Below are 15,067 nucleotides of genomic sequence, written 5' to 3' on the forward strand. Positions count from 1 at the left end.
TATTTGCGCCTTTAACATCCATTACCCCATGAAGATAAAAGTTTTGCTTACGCTAACCTTCGCTACAGCTGTATTTAGCTTATCTGCACAAAATAAAAAAACTATACAGGCTGCTACTGCAACGCTGCCCCGCCCCAAATTAATGGTAGGCCTGGTGGTTGACCAAATGCGCTGGGACTACCTGTACCGTTATTACGACCGTTACCAGGCCGGCGGCTTTAAGCGTATGCTAAATGAGGGTTTTACCTGCGAAAACACGCTAATACCTTATATACCAACAGTTACAGCTATTGGGCATTCTTCTATTTATACGGGTTCGGTGCCTGCTATACATGGCATAGCCGGGAATGATTTTACGGTACAGGCAACCGGCAAATCAATGTATTGCACAGATGACAGCACGGTAGTGGCTGTGGGCAGTACATCTGTCGCAGGCAAAATGTCGCCACGCAACTTACTGGTAAGCACGGTAACGGATGAGTTAAGGCTGGCCACCAATTTCCGGTCAAAGGTAATTGGCATTGCCCTGAAAGACCGCGGCGGCATTCTGCCCGGCGGCCATGCAGCCAATGCGGCCTACTGGTTTGATGATGCCAATGGCGCATGGATCAGCAGTACTTATTATATGACCGAGCTGCCCGCCTGGGTGAAGGCTTATAACGCCACTAAACCGGCCGAAAATTACCTTAAAAGGGACTGGAATACACTTTATCCGGTAAATACCTACGTACAAAGCGCACCCGATAACAGCCCGAAGTACGAAGGCAAATTTGCCGGTGCTGATGCCCCGACGTTCCCTATCAAAACATCAGAATTATATAAGGGCAAAGCCGGCATGATCCGCGCCACCCCCTATGGCAACAGCATGACGCTCGACCTGGCAAAAGCTGCGGTAGAGAACGAAAAGCTGGGTGCCGGGTCGGTAACCGATTTTTTGGCGGTAAGCCTTTCGTCAACAGATTATGTAGGCCACCAGTTTGGCCCCAACTCGGTTGAGGCAGAGGATACCTATTTGCGTTTGGATAAAGACCTGGCTGCTTTTTTTACTTACCTGGATGGTAAGCTGGGAAAAGGTAACTATACTGTTTTTTTAAGTGCCGACCATGGCGCCGCGCATAACCCCAACTTTTTAATTGACCACAACATCCCTGCAGGTGTTTGGAATGAGGGCAGCGCACGCACCCGCCTGAATAAAATGCTGGAGGATAAGTACAAGGTTAAAGATGTGGTATTGAACTTTAATAATTACCAGTTAAGCTTTAACAATGCCGCGATCAAAAAAGAAGGACTGAACAGCGAGTCCCTAAAATACGATTGCATCCAGTTTTTGCAGCAGGAGCCCGAGGTGGCTTATGCGGTTGATATGCAGCGCGTGCAGCTGGCTACCATACCGGATGATCTGCGCCAGAGGATCCAGAACGGGTATTACGCCGACCGGAGTGGTGTGATCCAGATCATCTTAAAACCGGGATGGTATAGCGGCCACGGCCCTACAGGCACCACCCACGGCACCTGGAACCCTTATGACGCGCATATTCCGTTGGTATTTATGGGCTGGGGCATTAAACACGGCAGCCTTACCCGCGAAACCCATATGACGGATATTGCCCCAACCGTTGCCCAGTTATTGCACATACAGGCGCCAAACGGCAATATCGGCACCGCCATTGGCGAAGTGCTGAAGTAAAAAGGTTAGGAAATACCGGAAGTCGGTAAGTCCGAAAGATGGAATATTTTTATATTGAAATGAATTATAAGCCCCGGCAAAAGCCAGGGCTTAATTATATCTTTCGGGCTTTCGGTCTTTTCCGACTTTCCGGACTAATATTATGAAAAAATACATCTCCAAATTTCATTACCTCACGCAGGATTTGCCCGGCCGCAGCCACCCAGAACAGGCGCAAATAGCTTGCGAAGCCGGTGCCAACTGGATCCAATACCGTTGTATGAGTAAGGGCGATGAGGAGATGATAACAGAACTTCATCAGATAGCATCTATTTGTGATGACTGGGGCGCAACCTTAATTATAGCCAACCACTACCATTTACTGGATAGGGTTGATGCACAGGGCGTGCATATCGAAGCCCTGAATGCCGATTATGCAGCCATCCGCGAAGCCATAACGGATGAAAAAACATTAGGCGCATCTGCCGCAGATATAGAAACTTTATTGCGCATCCAAAACACCGGCGCTGCTGATTATTGCGGTTACGGCCCCTTTGCCCATACTACTACAAAAGCTAACGATAAGCCCCTGCTGGGTTATGACGGCTATCGGGCTTTACAAAACCAAAATATAGATCTCCCGGTAATTGCAGTTGGCGGTGTGCAGCTAAAAGATATTGAATTGCTGATGCAAGCCGGTATTTATGGCATCGCCGTATCATCAGCCGTAAACCTGTCGCCCGATCCTGATGCTATGGTGAAGGAAATTTATAGAAAGATATATTGATTTAATTTTCAGTCTGAGCCGTTTGCAATATAGTAAAGGGAATAACGGCTTTACAGGCTTAACCCATAGATGGGGCAGTTTGTGGGGTAAGCGATATAAACATGCTCATCCATCACCTCGCCGTTTTTAATAACAGATTGTTTTAGTACACCCTGCAGCGTATAACCGGCTTTTTCCAGCACCCGCATTGATGCCGGGTTTTTGCTGAATATGGCCGCCTGGATACAAATAATATCAAAATTTGTAAAAGTATAAGCGGTTACCAGCCTAACCGCTTCGGTGGCAATACCGCGGCCCCAGTATTGCTCGCCCAGCCAGTAACCTATTAACGGCGACTTGCGGTGCACATCATCCCTTAATTGTAAGCCTATCCCGCCGGCTGCTTCACCGTTTATTATAATAGCAAAATTGGTAACCGTTAGCCGGTTCAGCATCAGGCCAATAAACGCCTCCGCATCTTTTAAGGTATAGGGCGTGGGGAACCTGTCTTGCAGGTATGCAGGTACCTTAGGGTTGTTAGCATGTTTTTGTAATGCCGGTGCATCTGCCTGCTGCCAGTGCCTCAGCGTAAATTGGCTTCCTTTTATTTCCATTTTGTAACAATCCAAACGTTAAAATTACTAATATTAACCAAACTGCTAAATTGCAGTGCTTAACAGCATACTTTGCATATGAAAAAACGCTTTACCTTATTGTTCCTTTGTTTCGGGTTTGCCGCATCAGCGCAAAAGCTGGAAGTACTTACGGTTGAAAAGATCATGCGACACCCTAAGTGGATAGGCGTGTCGCCATCCAACATCCGCTGGAGCGATGACAGTAAAAAGATCTATTTTAACTGGAATCCCGATAAGGCCGAACGGGATGAGCTTTTTTATATCAGCCCCAATAACACCAAACCACAAAAAGCAGGCCTTGCCGAACGGCGCGATATGGTACCCGAAGGCGGCAAATGGAACAAGGCCCGCACTTTAAAAACGTATGAAGATGACGGCGATATTTACTTATGGCAGGCAAATACCGGCAAGGTTGTACAGCTTACCCACACTACCGGCCGCGAAAGCAACCCAACCTTTACGGGTGATGAAAGCAGTGTGATCTATACGTATGATAACAACCTGTATCAGCTTAAATTAGGCAAAAGCGAACTTACCCAGCTTACCAATTTCGTAAAAACCGCCTGCGAGAAAAAGCCTGCTAAAGATAATGAGCAGGCCCGCTGGCTCAAAAAACAACAAGCAGAACTGTTTGATATAATTAAGGCAGAAGAGAAAGACCGTAAGCTGGATTCTGCAGAACGGGCCTTGCTTAAAACGGATAAATTAAAAGAGATAGCCTTTGGCGATAAAAGATTGAGCAGTATGCAGGTAAGCCCCAACGGAAGGTATATCACCTACCGCCTTACCCAAGCTGCCGAAGGTGCCAGGGCGGGCATTGTACCCAATTATGTAACGGCATCCGGCTATACCGAAGATATCCCCAACCGTACCAAAGTAGGCGCCCCGCAAGCTGCATCAGAGGGTTTTATTTTTGATACCCAACGCGATTCTGTTTATGCCATCGTTACTAAAAATATTCCCGGCATTAAAGATATCCCGGCGTTTTATAATGACTACCCCAAAGAATTAGAAGCCCTTAAAAAAGCCAATGCCGACCGCAGGGTGGATCTTAGCGCCCCATTCTGGAGCCCCGATGGTAAGCAAGCCGTAGTAAATATAGATGCGCAGGATAATAAAGACCGTTGGCTGATGCTGCTGGATGCCGCAACGGGTAAACTAACCCTGCTGGACAGGCAGCACGATGATGCCTGGATAGGCGGCCCGGGCACAGGTGCCTGGTTTGCAGATGGTAGCTTGGGCTGGGCGGATAACACGCATTTTTACTACCAGAGCGAGGCCAGCGGCTATTCGCACTTATACCTGGCAGATGTAGTTAACGGCAACAAAAAACAGCTCACCAGCGGCAAGTGGGAGGTGCAAACGCTGCGCCTATCAAACGATAAAAAAACTTTTTACTTTACCGCCAATATCGATCATCCGGGTATTACGCAATTTTACCGTATCCCGGTTACGGGCGGTGCACCGGTTAAAATAACGGGCATAAAGGGTGGTAACGAGATAGGCCTTTCGCCCGATGAAAAGTGGATCGCTATCCGTCATTCGTATTCTAACCAACCCTGGGAGTTATATGTACAGCCCAATAAACCGGGCGTACAAGCTATACAAATAACCCATTCTACCACCGCAGAATTTAACACCTACCCATGGCGCGAACCGGAGGTGATCAGTTTTAAGAACCGTAACGGCAAGGATATTTATGCCCGGGTATATGTGCCTAAAAATCCCGACCCGGCAAAACCGGCTGTGGTGTTTGTACATGGCGCAGGATATTTGCAAAACGCACATTACTGGTGGAGCAGCTATTTCCGCGAGTATATGTTCAACAACATGCTGGCAGATAATGGTTACACGGTGATGGATATTGATTATACTGCCAGCTCGGGTTACGGCCGCGATATCCGCACCGGCATTTATCGCCACATGGGCGGTGCCGACCTGACCGACCAGGTAGACGGTGTAAAGTTACTGGCAGATAAATATGGCGTAAACCCTAAGCACGTGGGTTTGTATGGCGGCTCTTACGGCGGTTTTATCACGTTGATGGCCATGTTTACCCAGCCGGATGTTTTTGCAGCCGGTGCAGCCCTGCGCTCGGTAACCGATTGGGCGCATTACAATCATGGCTACACATCTAATATTTTAAACGAGCCTTTTAACGATGAGAAGGCCTATCGCCAAAGTTCGCCCATATATTTTGCGGATGGCTTAAAGGGCTGGCTTTTGATGCTGCACGGCATGGTAGATGAGAATGTGAACTTTCAGGATATTGTAAGGCTATCGCAACGGCTGATAGAACTGCACAAAGAAAACTGGGAACTGGCCCCCTACCCGGTAGAAGACCATGGCTTTGTACAACCCAGCAGCTGGACGGATGAGTATAAACGCATCTTTAAATTGTTTGAGGAAACGTTGAAGAAGTAGTGCCTGATAAGTGGTAGCTTGGTGAATAAACTTGCCCGGCGGCTATTTACTCACCCCGCGGCACTCCGTGCGCGACCCTCTCTCTTCGCCTTCGGCGGAAAGAGGGTAAAAAATTATTATTCACCCTCTTTACGCTTGCGCAGAGAGGGTCGACGAGCGTAGCAATGTCGGGGTGAGTAACTTGCCCGGCGGTTGATCTTGCCGGAGATAACTAAACTAATCAACAGATGAAAAAACTATTCTATATGTTACTCTTACTTGCCCTTGCCTGTACCCCGGCCAAACATCCCGCTGCCGTGCAGATAGCGCTTAGTGATAACGGCCAATCCGTTTGGTTTAAGGGGTTAAATAAATTGGTAATAAATGATATTGCCCGCGATACCAATCAGGCGGTTTGGCAAAGCCTGGTGCCTGTATATCGGATGCCCGCCGATACCGATCTGAAGAATTACCAGCCGGTGCAGCCCGGGCAATATGTGGTAAAAGATAGCATAGTGGTTTTTACGCCCGATACCCCGTTTGTAAAAGGTCAAACCTATTTTGTGCGCAATTATCGCCTGGGCGAGGGCGCATTGTTAATTGATTATATCAAAAGCCGGTCGCAGCCGGGCAAGGTGCAATTTATCGATTTGATTTTTAAGCCATAAGCTTGCAAAAATCAAAAAAAGTTGTACATTTGCAACTGAATTAAAAAAGAGGGGGCATTTGTCCCCTCTTTTATTTTATCAATCAAATTATCATCCGTTGCTTGCCTTGTTAAGGCACGCCCGGCAAAACATCCGATAATGAATATTGAAAAAAGAGTAACAGAACTGGTAGAGGAAAAAATTGCCGATATGCCAAACTTGTTTTTGGTGGATGTTAAAATGCATTCAAACGGCAAACTGATTGTGTTGGTAGATGGCGATAACGGGATAGGGATTGCCGATTGTGTAGCCATAAGCAGGCATGTAGGCTTCCATCTGGAAGAAGAGAACACGATAGAAGACCCCTATAACCTGGAAGTTTCATCGCCGGGCATTGATACGCCGCTAACGCTAAAAAGGCAATATGCCAAAAATATAGGCCGCACGCTTGCCATAAAAATGGACGACGGCACCAACCGCGAAGGCACTTTAAAAGAAGCTGGTGACGATATGATAATAATAGAAGAAACAATAAAACAAAAAGGGAAAAAGGCCGAAACTGTTGAAAGCACTATCCCTACAGATAAAATAACAGAAACAAAAGTTTTAATATCATTCAAGTAGAAGATGAGCAATATTAATTTAATTGATTCTTTTCAGGAATTTAAAGATTTCAAGAACATTGACCGCCCAACCATGATGAGCGTTCTGGAAGACGTTTTCAGAAGCATGATCAGGAAAAAGTATGGCACCGATGAGAATTGCGACGTTATTGTTAACACAGACAATGGTGACTTAGAGATATGGCGCACACGTGTTGTTGTTGAGGATGGTTTTAGCGAGGATGATGACCTGGAAATTGAGCTGGCCGAAGCACAATCTATTGATGCCGACCTGGAGGTAGGTGAGGATTTTATTGAGCAGATCACTTTAGAAAGCTTTGGCCGCCGCGCCATTTTAGCTGCCCGCCAAACGCTGGTATCTAAAATTTTAGAGCTGGAGAAAGACGAAATATTTAAAAAATATAAAGATCGCGTTGGTGAAATTGTTACCGGCGAGGTTTACCAGGTTTGGAAAAAAGAAACCCTGGTGCTTGATGATGAAGGCAACGAACTTTTATTACCTAAAACCGAGCAGATCCCTGCCGATTACTTTAAAAAAGGGGATAGCGTAAGGGCAATTATCAGCAAGGTTGATATGATGAACAGCAATCCAAAGATCATCATCTCGCGTACCGCACCTGAATTTTTGCAGCGTTTGTTCGAAATGGAAGTACCCGAGATCTTCGACGGTTTAATTACCATTAAAAAGATCGTTCGTGAACCCGGAGAGCGCGCTAAGGTAGCAGTAGAATCTTATGACGACCGGATTGACCCGGTTGGGGCCTGCGTAGGGATGAAAGGCTCGCGTATCCATGGTATCGTTCGCGAATTGAAGAACGAAAACATAGATGTGATAAACTTTACCAACAATATCCAGTTATATATACAACGTGCCTTATCGCCCGCTAAGATCACTTCTATTAAGTTAGATGATGAGAAAAAAACGGCAGCAGTGTACTTAAAGCCCGATCAGGTATCATTGGCCATAGGCCGTGGCGGCCACAACATTAAACTGGCAGGTAAATTGACAGGTTACGAAATTGATGTTTACCGCGAGGCTGATGAGCATGACGAGGATGTGGACATCGAAGAATTCTCTGACGAGATCGATAGCTGGATACTGGACGAATTTAAACGCATCGGGCTGGATACTGCGAAATCGGTACTGGCACTGTCTGTGGGTGAATTGGTTAAACGTACCGACCTGGAAGAGGAAACAGTAAAAGAAGTTTTATCGGTTCTGCAGGCAGAATTTGAATAAACAACATAACACGAATAAAAAATCGTATTTTTGCGATAATTAGAGAGAAAATTTAATAAATGTCAGAAGACAAATCCATAAAATTAATAAAAGCGGTAAAAGAACTTAACATTGGTATGGGTACCATTGTCGATTTCTTAGCTTCCAAAGGTTATAAGGTTGAAAAGCAGCCTATGGCCAAGCTGGATAACGATATGTACACCACATTGTTAAAGGAGTTTGCTGTCGACAAAATTATTAAGGAGGAGGCCAAGCAGATCAGCATAGGCAAGATCAGGAAAGAGGAGCCCGGACAGGCCCCTGAAAAACCTGTTGAGCAGCGCCGTTCCCGTGATTTTGAGAACGAGGAGATCCTGATCAAAAACACCGGCCATTTTTCTTCAACGCCGGCTGAAAAGCCAAAACCGGCCGAGCCTGTACAGGCAAAAACCGAAGAGCGTACAGAAGCAGCATTGCCCGGAGTAAAGGTGATTGGCAAGATAGACCTTAATAATCTTAACGCTAAACCACCGGTGGAAGAGAAACCTGCACCGGTTGCCGAAGCGCCCAAAGCACCCGAGCCTGTTGCAGAAAAACCTGCACCGGTTGTAGAAACGCCCAAAGCGCCCGAGCCTGTTGCAGAGAAACCTGCACCGGTTGCCGAAGCACCCAAAGCGCCCGAGCCTGTTGCCGAGAAACCTGCACCGGTTGCCGAAGCACCCAAAGCGCCCGAGCCTGTTGCAGAGAAACCTGCACCTGTTGCAGAAGCCCCGGTTACCCCGGCTGCACCAGTAGTGGAAGAAACTACCCCGGCAGAAGCGGAAGGCGACGACGTGATACGCGCCAGCGCCGAGCGTTTAAGCGGGCCAAAAATTATAGGGAAGATAACCTTACCGGTTAACCAGCCAAAACGTGGCGGCCCGGTAGCGTCATCATCAAGTGCCGCAGGCAGCGCTGCCGATCAAAAACGCAAACGTAAGCGTAAAGATCAGCAAGGTGGCCAGGGCGGCGGCAATAATGGTGGCCAGCAGGCACCGCCAAGCGGCACCATCAATCCAAACCGTCCCGATTTCCGGAACAGGCCGGCAGGCCCTCCGGGTGGTGGCGGCGGTAACCGTCCGGATTTTAGAGGTGGCAGAAATGCACCGCCAAGCAGCGGCCCTAAAGAAGAACCAACAGAAAAAGATATACAAGACCAGATCAAGGCTACCCTTGCACGCTTAAGCGGCGCGGGTAAGTCGGGTAAGTTTGCACAGCGTGCCAAATTCCGTCGTCAAAAACGGGATGATGTTGCTGCCAATGCGGATGAACTGGCAATGGAGCAGGATGCACAATCCAAAGTATTAAAGGTTACCGAGTTTGTTACGGCAAATGAACTGGCCCTGATGATGGATGTATCTGTAACGCAAATTATCTCTACCTGTATGAGTTTGGGGATGTTCGTATCCATCAACCAGCGATTGGATGCCGAAACCCTGAGCATTGTTGCGGATGAGTTTGGCTACCAGGTAGAGTTTGTAAAACCACAAGATGAAGAGTTTATATTAGATCAGCCGGACGAGCCGGAAGATCTGGTTCCGCGTGCACCAATTGTGACCATCATGGGCCACGTGGATCACGGTAAAACATCCCTGCTGGATTTTATCCGCAAAACAAACGTAATTGGCGGTGAGGCCGGGGGGATAACCCAGCACATCGGCGCTTACGAAGTAACCTTGCCGGAGAATAAAGGAAAAATCACCTTCCTGGATACACCGGGCCACGAGGCGTTTACTGCCATGCGTGCCAGGGGTGCACAGGTAACAGATATTGTTATCATCGTAATTGCTGCTGATGACAGCGTGATGCCGCAAACCCGCGAGGCCATAAACCACGCGCAGGCTGCAGGTGCACCTATCATCTTCGCATTCAACAAAATTGACAGGCCGGGTGCCAACGCCGATAAAGTGCGCGAGCAACTATCAGCCATGAATATTTTGGTTGAAGAGTGGGGCGGTAAATACCAAACGCAGGAGATCTCGGCAAAAACCGGTTTAAATATCGAATTGCTGTTAGAGAAAGTACTGTTGGAAGCAGAATTGCTTGAGCTTAAAGCCAACCCTAACAAACGTGCCGTAGGTACTGTTATCGAGGCTGCTTTAGACAAGGGCCGTGGTATTGTAACCACTATATTGGTACAGGCCGGCCGCTTAAAAGTGGGCGACCCGATATTAGCCGGTTGCTATAGCGGGCGTGTTAAAGCGTTAACTAATGAGCGCGGACAAAGGGTTGAATCTGCAGGGCCATCTACACCGGTACAGGTGCTGGGTATGCAGGGGGCGCCTACTGCTGGCGATAAATTCAACGTGTTAGAGACCGAGGTTGAAGCCCGTGAAATTGCCAACAAACGCTTACAACTGCAACGCGAACAAGGCTTGCGTACACAAAAACATATTACCCTGGATGAGATTGGCCGCCGTTTGGCAGTTGGTAACTTTAAAGAACTTAACATTATTGTTAAGGGTGACGTGGATGGTTCTATCGAAGCGTTGTCAGATTCGTTATTGAAACTATCTACCGAGCAGATACAGGTGAATATCATATCCAAGGCAGTTGGGCAGATCTCCGAGTCGGATGTATTGCTGGCTTCCGCATCAGATGCGATCATCATCGGTTTCCAGGTACGCCCCTCAGGAAGTGCGCGTAAACTGGCCGAGGCGGAGCAGATTGATATCAGATTATACTCTATCATCTACGATGCTATCAACGAGATAAAAGCGGCGATGGAAGGTATGCTTGCACCAACTTTTGAAGAGAAGATAGTGGCTAACGTAGAGATCCGCGAAACCTTCAAGATCAGCAAGGTTGGTACCATTGCAGGTTGTATGGTGTTAGATGGTAAGATTACCCGTAACAGTAAGATCCGGATCATTCGTGATGGTGTAGTAATTCACACCGGCGAACTGGCTTCATTGAAACGCTTTAAAGATGATGTGAAAGAAGTAGCTACCAATTACGAATGTGGTTTAAACATTGCCAACTACAACAATATAGAAGTTGGTGATATTGTAGAAGCTTACGAAAACGTAGAAGTAAAACGTAAGTTAGCCTAACCGCTAACGGCTTAATATTTAAAGAGGCTGTTCCAATCGGGACAGCCTCTTTTTTGTTGGCAAATAAGTTAGCAAATAAGCCAGCACCGCTTTAATGATGCACGTTATTATATTATTTTGTTGCTTTGAGTGTAGCAGTGATCTTACCGCATTCCAGCATATCATCTCCATAATAAGGATTACGGATCTCCTCCGATTCGCTTAACCACGCGGCCTTTTTCATGGGGCAGTATTGCTGATAAACAGGGATGCTGTTAATTTTTAAGCCCGATAACAGGCTATACATATTTTTAGATAAGCTTTGGAAATGCTCGCGCTGATGATCCAAAACGGTTGTCTGGCTAATGTGGCGGCTATCAAATTTTAGTTTGTCCAGGTAAGTAGCCATCAGCTTTTGCTGTGCCGGTTGTAAACCCTTAACCGGAGCCGATAGCACTGCAACCAATTCTGCCGAGCGGGCTTTAGCCAGCGTAGAATTGCTTGCAACCAGCGCATTTTTAACACCAAAGTAAGATGTGGTTATTTTTTCGATGGCGGCGTTTTGTGCTTTAGCTGCTATGATGGATGTTACGAGTATCAGGCTTAATAAGATCTTTTTCATGATTTATAAACGTTATATATCAAACTTAAATATATTGTTTGATAATTTCTTTGCAGCCAGCCTCGATGAGTTTAAATACGGGGGCGAATTGGGTATCGTCATAATAGGGGTCGGGCACTATTTTGTCACCCAAAAGCAGCTTTACCTTTTGGCGGTCACTACTGTTACGGGCGAATGCCAGCACATTGCTGAGGTTGCTTTTATCCATCACCAGTATCAGATCAAACTCATCAAAATCACCCACGCGGAATAAGCGACAAACCTGTTTGCTGATGTCTATCCCCTCATTTAAAGCTGCCGCAATAGAACGTCTGTCGGGAGCGCGGCCAACATGCCAGTCTCCTGTACCGGCCGAATCAACTTGCCAATCCAAACCTGCTTTATCTGCCAGGTGCTGCATAATGCCTTCCGCAAGCGGCGAACGGCAAATATTGCCCAGGCAAACCATTAGTATTTTCATGATGCGAATGTGCGGATATGCAAATTGAACTACGCCCCGAAAATCTGATTTAATAAACCGGCTAACCTAACACCGCCTTTTACAAGCTGGTTGTTCAGGATGCCGATGTATTCGAAATTGTATCTGTAAACGTTTACCTTATCGTCGTTCTTAACACCGGCATAGATCTTTGCCGCCAGTTGATTAGATTCAAATAGCCACTGGCTTACCGGCGCTTTTTGCCATTCTGTACGTTGTGCAACAGTTGTATGATTTATCCATGCTGTATATTCTGTATAGCTTAATTGCTGAAAATCTATCAGCTGGCTATCCCATATAGAATGCAGGTTGGTAGGGTTATTAAACCAGGTAAGTTTAACATCATTACCGCCTTTATCTGTTAAATGGCCGGTGTGCATTGGTTGATGTACATCCTCTACAATGTGTATCAGCATGCGCAGGGCAAGTAATTTGTTGTTTTTGGCAAGCGTTTTCTTTTTTAGCTCACCCACTAAAAAATTAATTTTTGTGTAGGCATCTGTAGCAGTATCCTGCTTTAAAAAGGCCTGCATTTCGGGGTAGCTGTATTCTTTATCAAAGTTGATAAAATGCCAGTTGTACAGGTAATTGTATTGCGGATCTGACTTGATAAAATCGGCCCAGTTACTGGTCATGGCTATAGATTCGTTGCCTAAAATAGCTTTGATGGCCGCACGGGCCTTTGGCGTAAGGTAACTGTCGGCAATCTGGCCGCTGATGCGATGGCCGTTGGTGCCCCATGCCATGGTTTGTACCGGCAGGTACATAATTACTATACTTAATAGAAGTGTTTTTAATGAAGCTAATTTCATGCTTATTATAAGGGTTTTGGAATGCAACTATTTCTTTTGATCAGCCGGGCGTTAATAGGTATAACGCCCGACATCGGGTTAAACTGAATTACAGAATCGGTTTTCTTGACCACTTTAAAACTTTCTTCGTACACGCCCGACCGGAAGCAGCCTGTTGGGTCTTTATAGCTGTAATCGGCATTGCAAAACAGGCCGCGTACATGCAGGGTGTCGTTACGCTGTTCGTAAACGCCCTTGGCATATTCTGTCCAGTTACCGCCCTTCATACAGCTATCGGCGCCCACATTTGCCTTACTGAAAGTTTTAATACGCACAAAAAACGAATCGCAATTAAACTTAAGGTTATATAAAGAATAATTTACCAATTGTTGCTGCATTGTTACACTATCCTGCTGCCATTCGCCCTGCAGGTAACTTTCGCCCGGGGTTTGCATATCGGGGTTAAATTTACAAGCGCTTAGTAAGGTTAAAGCTAAAAGACAAAAGGCGAAAGATTTAAAAAAGCTAATAAACGGCCTGTTAGTATGAGCTTGGCGAAGGGCAGCATGCACACCCTTACCGCTGTGTTTCCACAGGCTCACCATGGCAAACTTCTTTACTATAAATGCGAAAGGGTTTTTCATTAACCGTATTTGATAATTTAAAAGCCTCTTCCCAAAATGAGAAGAGGCTAAATTCTGCTCCCCTTCAGGGGGCTGGGGGGCTCTTATTTCAAGCTCCCGATCATATCTTCGGGGCGTACCCATTCGTCAAATTGCTCGTTGGTTAGGTAACCCAGGCCAACGGCAGCTTCGCGAAGCGATTTGTTTTCTTTTAAGGCTGTTTTAGCAATCTTGGCTGCGTTCTCATAACCGATGTGCGGGTTAAGTGCGGTAACCAGCATCAGGGAATTTTCCAGGTGTTTTTTGATACCATCGTAGTTTGGCTCGATACCTACGGCGCAATGATCATTGAATGATACACAGGCATCGCCTATCAGCCGGGCAGATTGTAAAAAGTTAGCCGCCATAACCGGTTTAAATACATTTAGCTCGTAATGGCCGTTTGAACCACCAATGCTGATGGCTACATCATTACCCATTACCTGCGCGGCAACCATGGTAACCGCCTCGTTTTGGGTTGGGTTAACTTTACCCGGCATAATAGATGAACCCGGCTCGTTATCCGGAATATGGATCTCACCAATACCAGACCGCGGACCAGAAGCCAGCATCCTGATATCGTTAGCTATCTTCATTAATGATACCGCTATTTGTTTCAGCGCGCCGTGGCTTTCTACAATGGCATCATGCGCGGCCAAAGCTTCAAATTTATTTTCGGCAGTGATGAATGGCAGGTTGGTAAATTGAGCGATATATTCGGCAACCTTAACATCATAACCTTTTGGGGTGTTGATGCCTGTACCTACAGCAGTACCACCAAGCGCAAGCTCGCTCAGGTGATCAAAGGTGTTGCGCAGGGCTTTTAAGCCGTGGTTCAGTTGCGATACATAGCCCGAAAACTCCTGGCCCAGTGTAAGCGGCGTAGCATCCATCAGGTGGGTACGGCCAATTTTCACCACGCTTTTAAAGGCTTCGCTTTTTGCCTGTAAAGTGTCGCGCAGTTTTTCGATCCCCGGGATGGTTACATCTATCAGGATTTTGTAGGCTGCAATATGCATAGCCGTTGGGTAAGTATCGTTTGATGATTGTGATTTGTTCACATCATCATTCGGGTGGATAAAGGTTTTACCTTCGCCCAATATATTTCCCTGTATTACATGTGCGCGGTTGGCCACCACCTCGTTCACGTTCATATTTGATTGCGTGCCCGAACCTGTTTGCCAGATCACCAGCGGAAATTCTGTGGCCAGTTTGCCATCCAGTATCTCATCACAAACCTGTGCTATCAGGTCGCGTTTTTCGGCAGGCAGTACGCCCAGGTCGGTATTGGTGTAAGCCGCAGCCTTTTTCAGATAAGCAAAGGCATCTATAATTTCCTTAGGCATACTTGCCTCGGGGCCTATTTTAAAGTTGTTGCGGGAGCGTTCTGTTTGTGCGCCCCAGTATTTGTCGGCCGGTACCTGTACCGCGCCCATGGTATCATGTTCGGTTCTGAAACTCATATGGATAGTATTTTTTTGCGT

Annotated in this window: 13 protein-coding genes; 7 read left to right on the top strand and 6 right to left on the bottom strand. The window is 46.6% G+C overall.

The window, feature by feature from the left end; genetic code table 11:
- Window positions 1–28 precede the first annotated feature (28 nt).
- The gene (gene pafA, locus E2R65_RS18740; RefSeq protein WP_134338029.1) at window positions 29–1,687 is read left to right on the top strand and encodes an alkaline phosphatase PafA; all 1,659 of its coding nucleotides are present in this window, start codon (window positions 29–31) and stop codon (window positions 1,685–1,687) included.
- A 142-nt stretch (window positions 1,688–1,829) separates the two neighbouring features.
- The gene (locus E2R65_RS18745; RefSeq protein WP_134338030.1) at window positions 1,830–2,453 is read left to right on the top strand and encodes a thiamine phosphate synthase; all 624 of its coding nucleotides are present in this window, start codon (window positions 1,830–1,832) and stop codon (window positions 2,451–2,453) included.
- A gap of 50 nt (window positions 2,454–2,503) precedes the next feature.
- Here E2R65_RS18745 and E2R65_RS18750 read toward each other — a convergent pair whose 3' ends face one another.
- Window positions 2,504–3,046 (bottom strand): GNAT family N-acetyltransferase, encoded by a 543-nt coding sequence (locus tag E2R65_RS18750; protein WP_134338031.1) that lies wholly within the window; start codon window positions 3,044–3,046, stop codon window positions 2,504–2,506.
- Window positions 3,047–3,124: 78 nt separating this feature from the next.
- On the opposite strand from E2R65_RS18750, the gene E2R65_RS18755 reads away from it, so the two are divergent.
- The 5 genes from E2R65_RS18755 to infB all read left to right on the top strand — a co-directional run bounded on the left by E2R65_RS18755 (window position 3,125) and on the right by infB (window position 11,051).
- A complete protein-coding gene (locus tag E2R65_RS18755) occupies window positions 3,125–5,491 on the top strand; it encodes a S9 family peptidase (RefSeq protein WP_134338032.1) in 2,367 nt (788 codons plus the stop codon).
- 227 nt (window positions 5,492–5,718) lie between these two features.
- A complete protein-coding gene (locus E2R65_RS18760; protein ID WP_134338033.1) occupies window positions 5,719–6,138 on the top strand; it encodes a hypothetical protein in 420 nt (139 codons plus the stop codon).
- Window positions 6,139–6,276: 138 nt separating this feature from the next.
- Window positions 6,277–6,741 (top strand): ribosome assembly cofactor RimP, encoded by a 465-nt coding sequence (gene rimP / locus E2R65_RS18765; RefSeq protein ID WP_134338034.1) that lies wholly within the window; start codon window positions 6,277–6,279, stop codon window positions 6,739–6,741.
- Between the two features lie 3 nt (window positions 6,742–6,744).
- Window positions 6,745–7,980, top strand: a complete 1,236-nt coding sequence (gene nusA / locus E2R65_RS18770; protein WP_134338035.1) for a transcription termination factor NusA — start codon at window positions 6,745–6,747, stop codon at window positions 7,978–7,980.
- A gap of 59 nt (window positions 7,981–8,039) precedes the next feature.
- A complete protein-coding gene (infB, locus tag E2R65_RS18775; protein ID WP_134338036.1) occupies window positions 8,040–11,051 on the top strand; it encodes a translation initiation factor IF-2 in 3,012 nt (1,003 codons plus the stop codon).
- 112 nt (window positions 11,052–11,163) lie between these two features.
- On the opposite strand, the gene E2R65_RS18780 is transcribed toward infB, so the two are convergent.
- The 5 genes from E2R65_RS18780 to fumC all read right to left on the bottom strand — a co-directional run bounded on the left by E2R65_RS18780 (window position 11,164) and on the right by fumC (window position 15,046).
- Window positions 11,164–11,652: a DUF3347 domain-containing protein gene (locus tag E2R65_RS18780; RefSeq protein WP_134338037.1), complete on the bottom strand. Its 489-nt coding sequence runs from the start codon at window positions 11,650–11,652 to the stop codon at window positions 11,164–11,166.
- Window positions 11,653–11,677: 25 nt separating this feature from the next.
- Window positions 11,678–12,112 (bottom strand): low molecular weight protein-tyrosine-phosphatase, encoded by a 435-nt coding sequence (locus E2R65_RS18785; RefSeq protein WP_134338038.1) that lies wholly within the window; start codon window positions 12,110–12,112, stop codon window positions 11,678–11,680.
- A gap of 29 nt (window positions 12,113–12,141) precedes the next feature.
- A complete protein-coding gene (locus tag E2R65_RS18790; RefSeq protein WP_134338039.1) occupies window positions 12,142–12,942 on the bottom strand; it encodes a S1/P1 nuclease in 801 nt (266 codons plus the stop codon).
- A 5-nt stretch (window positions 12,943–12,947) separates the two neighbouring features.
- Window positions 12,948–13,565 (bottom strand): fumarate hydratase, encoded by a 618-nt coding sequence (locus tag E2R65_RS18795; RefSeq protein WP_134338040.1) that lies wholly within the window; start codon window positions 13,563–13,565, stop codon window positions 12,948–12,950.
- Between the two features lie 83 nt (window positions 13,566–13,648).
- Window positions 13,649–15,046, bottom strand: coding sequence for a class II fumarate hydratase (gene fumC, locus E2R65_RS18800; protein ID WP_134338041.1), 1,398 nt, complete (start codon window positions 15,044–15,046; stop codon window positions 13,649–13,651).
- Window positions 15,047–15,067: the final 21 nt, after the last annotated feature.

Origin of the sequence: Mucilaginibacter phyllosphaerae, from assembly GCF_004378255.1 — a bacterium.
Classification (GTDB): Bacteria; Bacteroidota; Bacteroidia; order Sphingobacteriales; family Sphingobacteriaceae; genus Mucilaginibacter; species Mucilaginibacter phyllosphaerae.

Coding starts and splice junctions, on each gene's coding strand:
- E2R65_RS18790 (WP_134338039.1), bottom strand. CDS start 12,942: ATGAAATTAGCTTCATTAAAAACACTTCTATTAAGTATAGTAATTATG.
- fumC (WP_134338041.1), bottom strand. CDS start 15,046: ATGAGTTTCAGAACCGAACATGATACCATGGGCGCGGTACAGGTACCG.
- E2R65_RS18785 (WP_134338038.1), bottom strand. CDS start 12,112: ATGAAAATACTAATGGTTTGCCTGGGCAATATTTGCCGTTCGCCGCTT.
- E2R65_RS18795 (WP_134338040.1), bottom strand. CDS start 13,565: ATGAAAAACCCTTTCGCATTTATAGTAAAGAAGTTTGCCATGGTGAGC.
- pafA (WP_134338029.1), top strand. CDS start 29: ATGAAGATAAAAGTTTTGCTTACGCTAACCTTCGCTACAGCTGTATTT.
- E2R65_RS18755 (WP_134338032.1), top strand. CDS start 3,125: ATGAAAAAACGCTTTACCTTATTGTTCCTTTGTTTCGGGTTTGCCGCA.
- E2R65_RS18745 (WP_134338030.1), top strand. CDS start 1,830: ATGAAAAAATACATCTCCAAATTTCATTACCTCACGCAGGATTTGCCC.
- E2R65_RS18750 (WP_134338031.1), bottom strand. CDS start 3,046: ATGGAAATAAAAGGAAGCCAATTTACGCTGAGGCACTGGCAGCAGGCA.
- E2R65_RS18780 (WP_134338037.1), bottom strand. CDS start 11,652: ATGAAAAAGATCTTATTAAGCCTGATACTCGTAACATCCATCATAGCA.
- nusA (WP_134338035.1), top strand. CDS start 6,745: ATGAGCAATATTAATTTAATTGATTCTTTTCAGGAATTTAAAGATTTC.
- E2R65_RS18760 (WP_134338033.1), top strand. CDS start 5,719: ATGAAAAAACTATTCTATATGTTACTCTTACTTGCCCTTGCCTGTACC.
- infB (WP_134338036.1), top strand. CDS start 8,040: ATGTCAGAAGACAAATCCATAAAATTAATAAAAGCGGTAAAAGAACTT.
- rimP (WP_134338034.1), top strand. CDS start 6,277: ATGAATATTGAAAAAAGAGTAACAGAACTGGTAGAGGAAAAAATTGCC.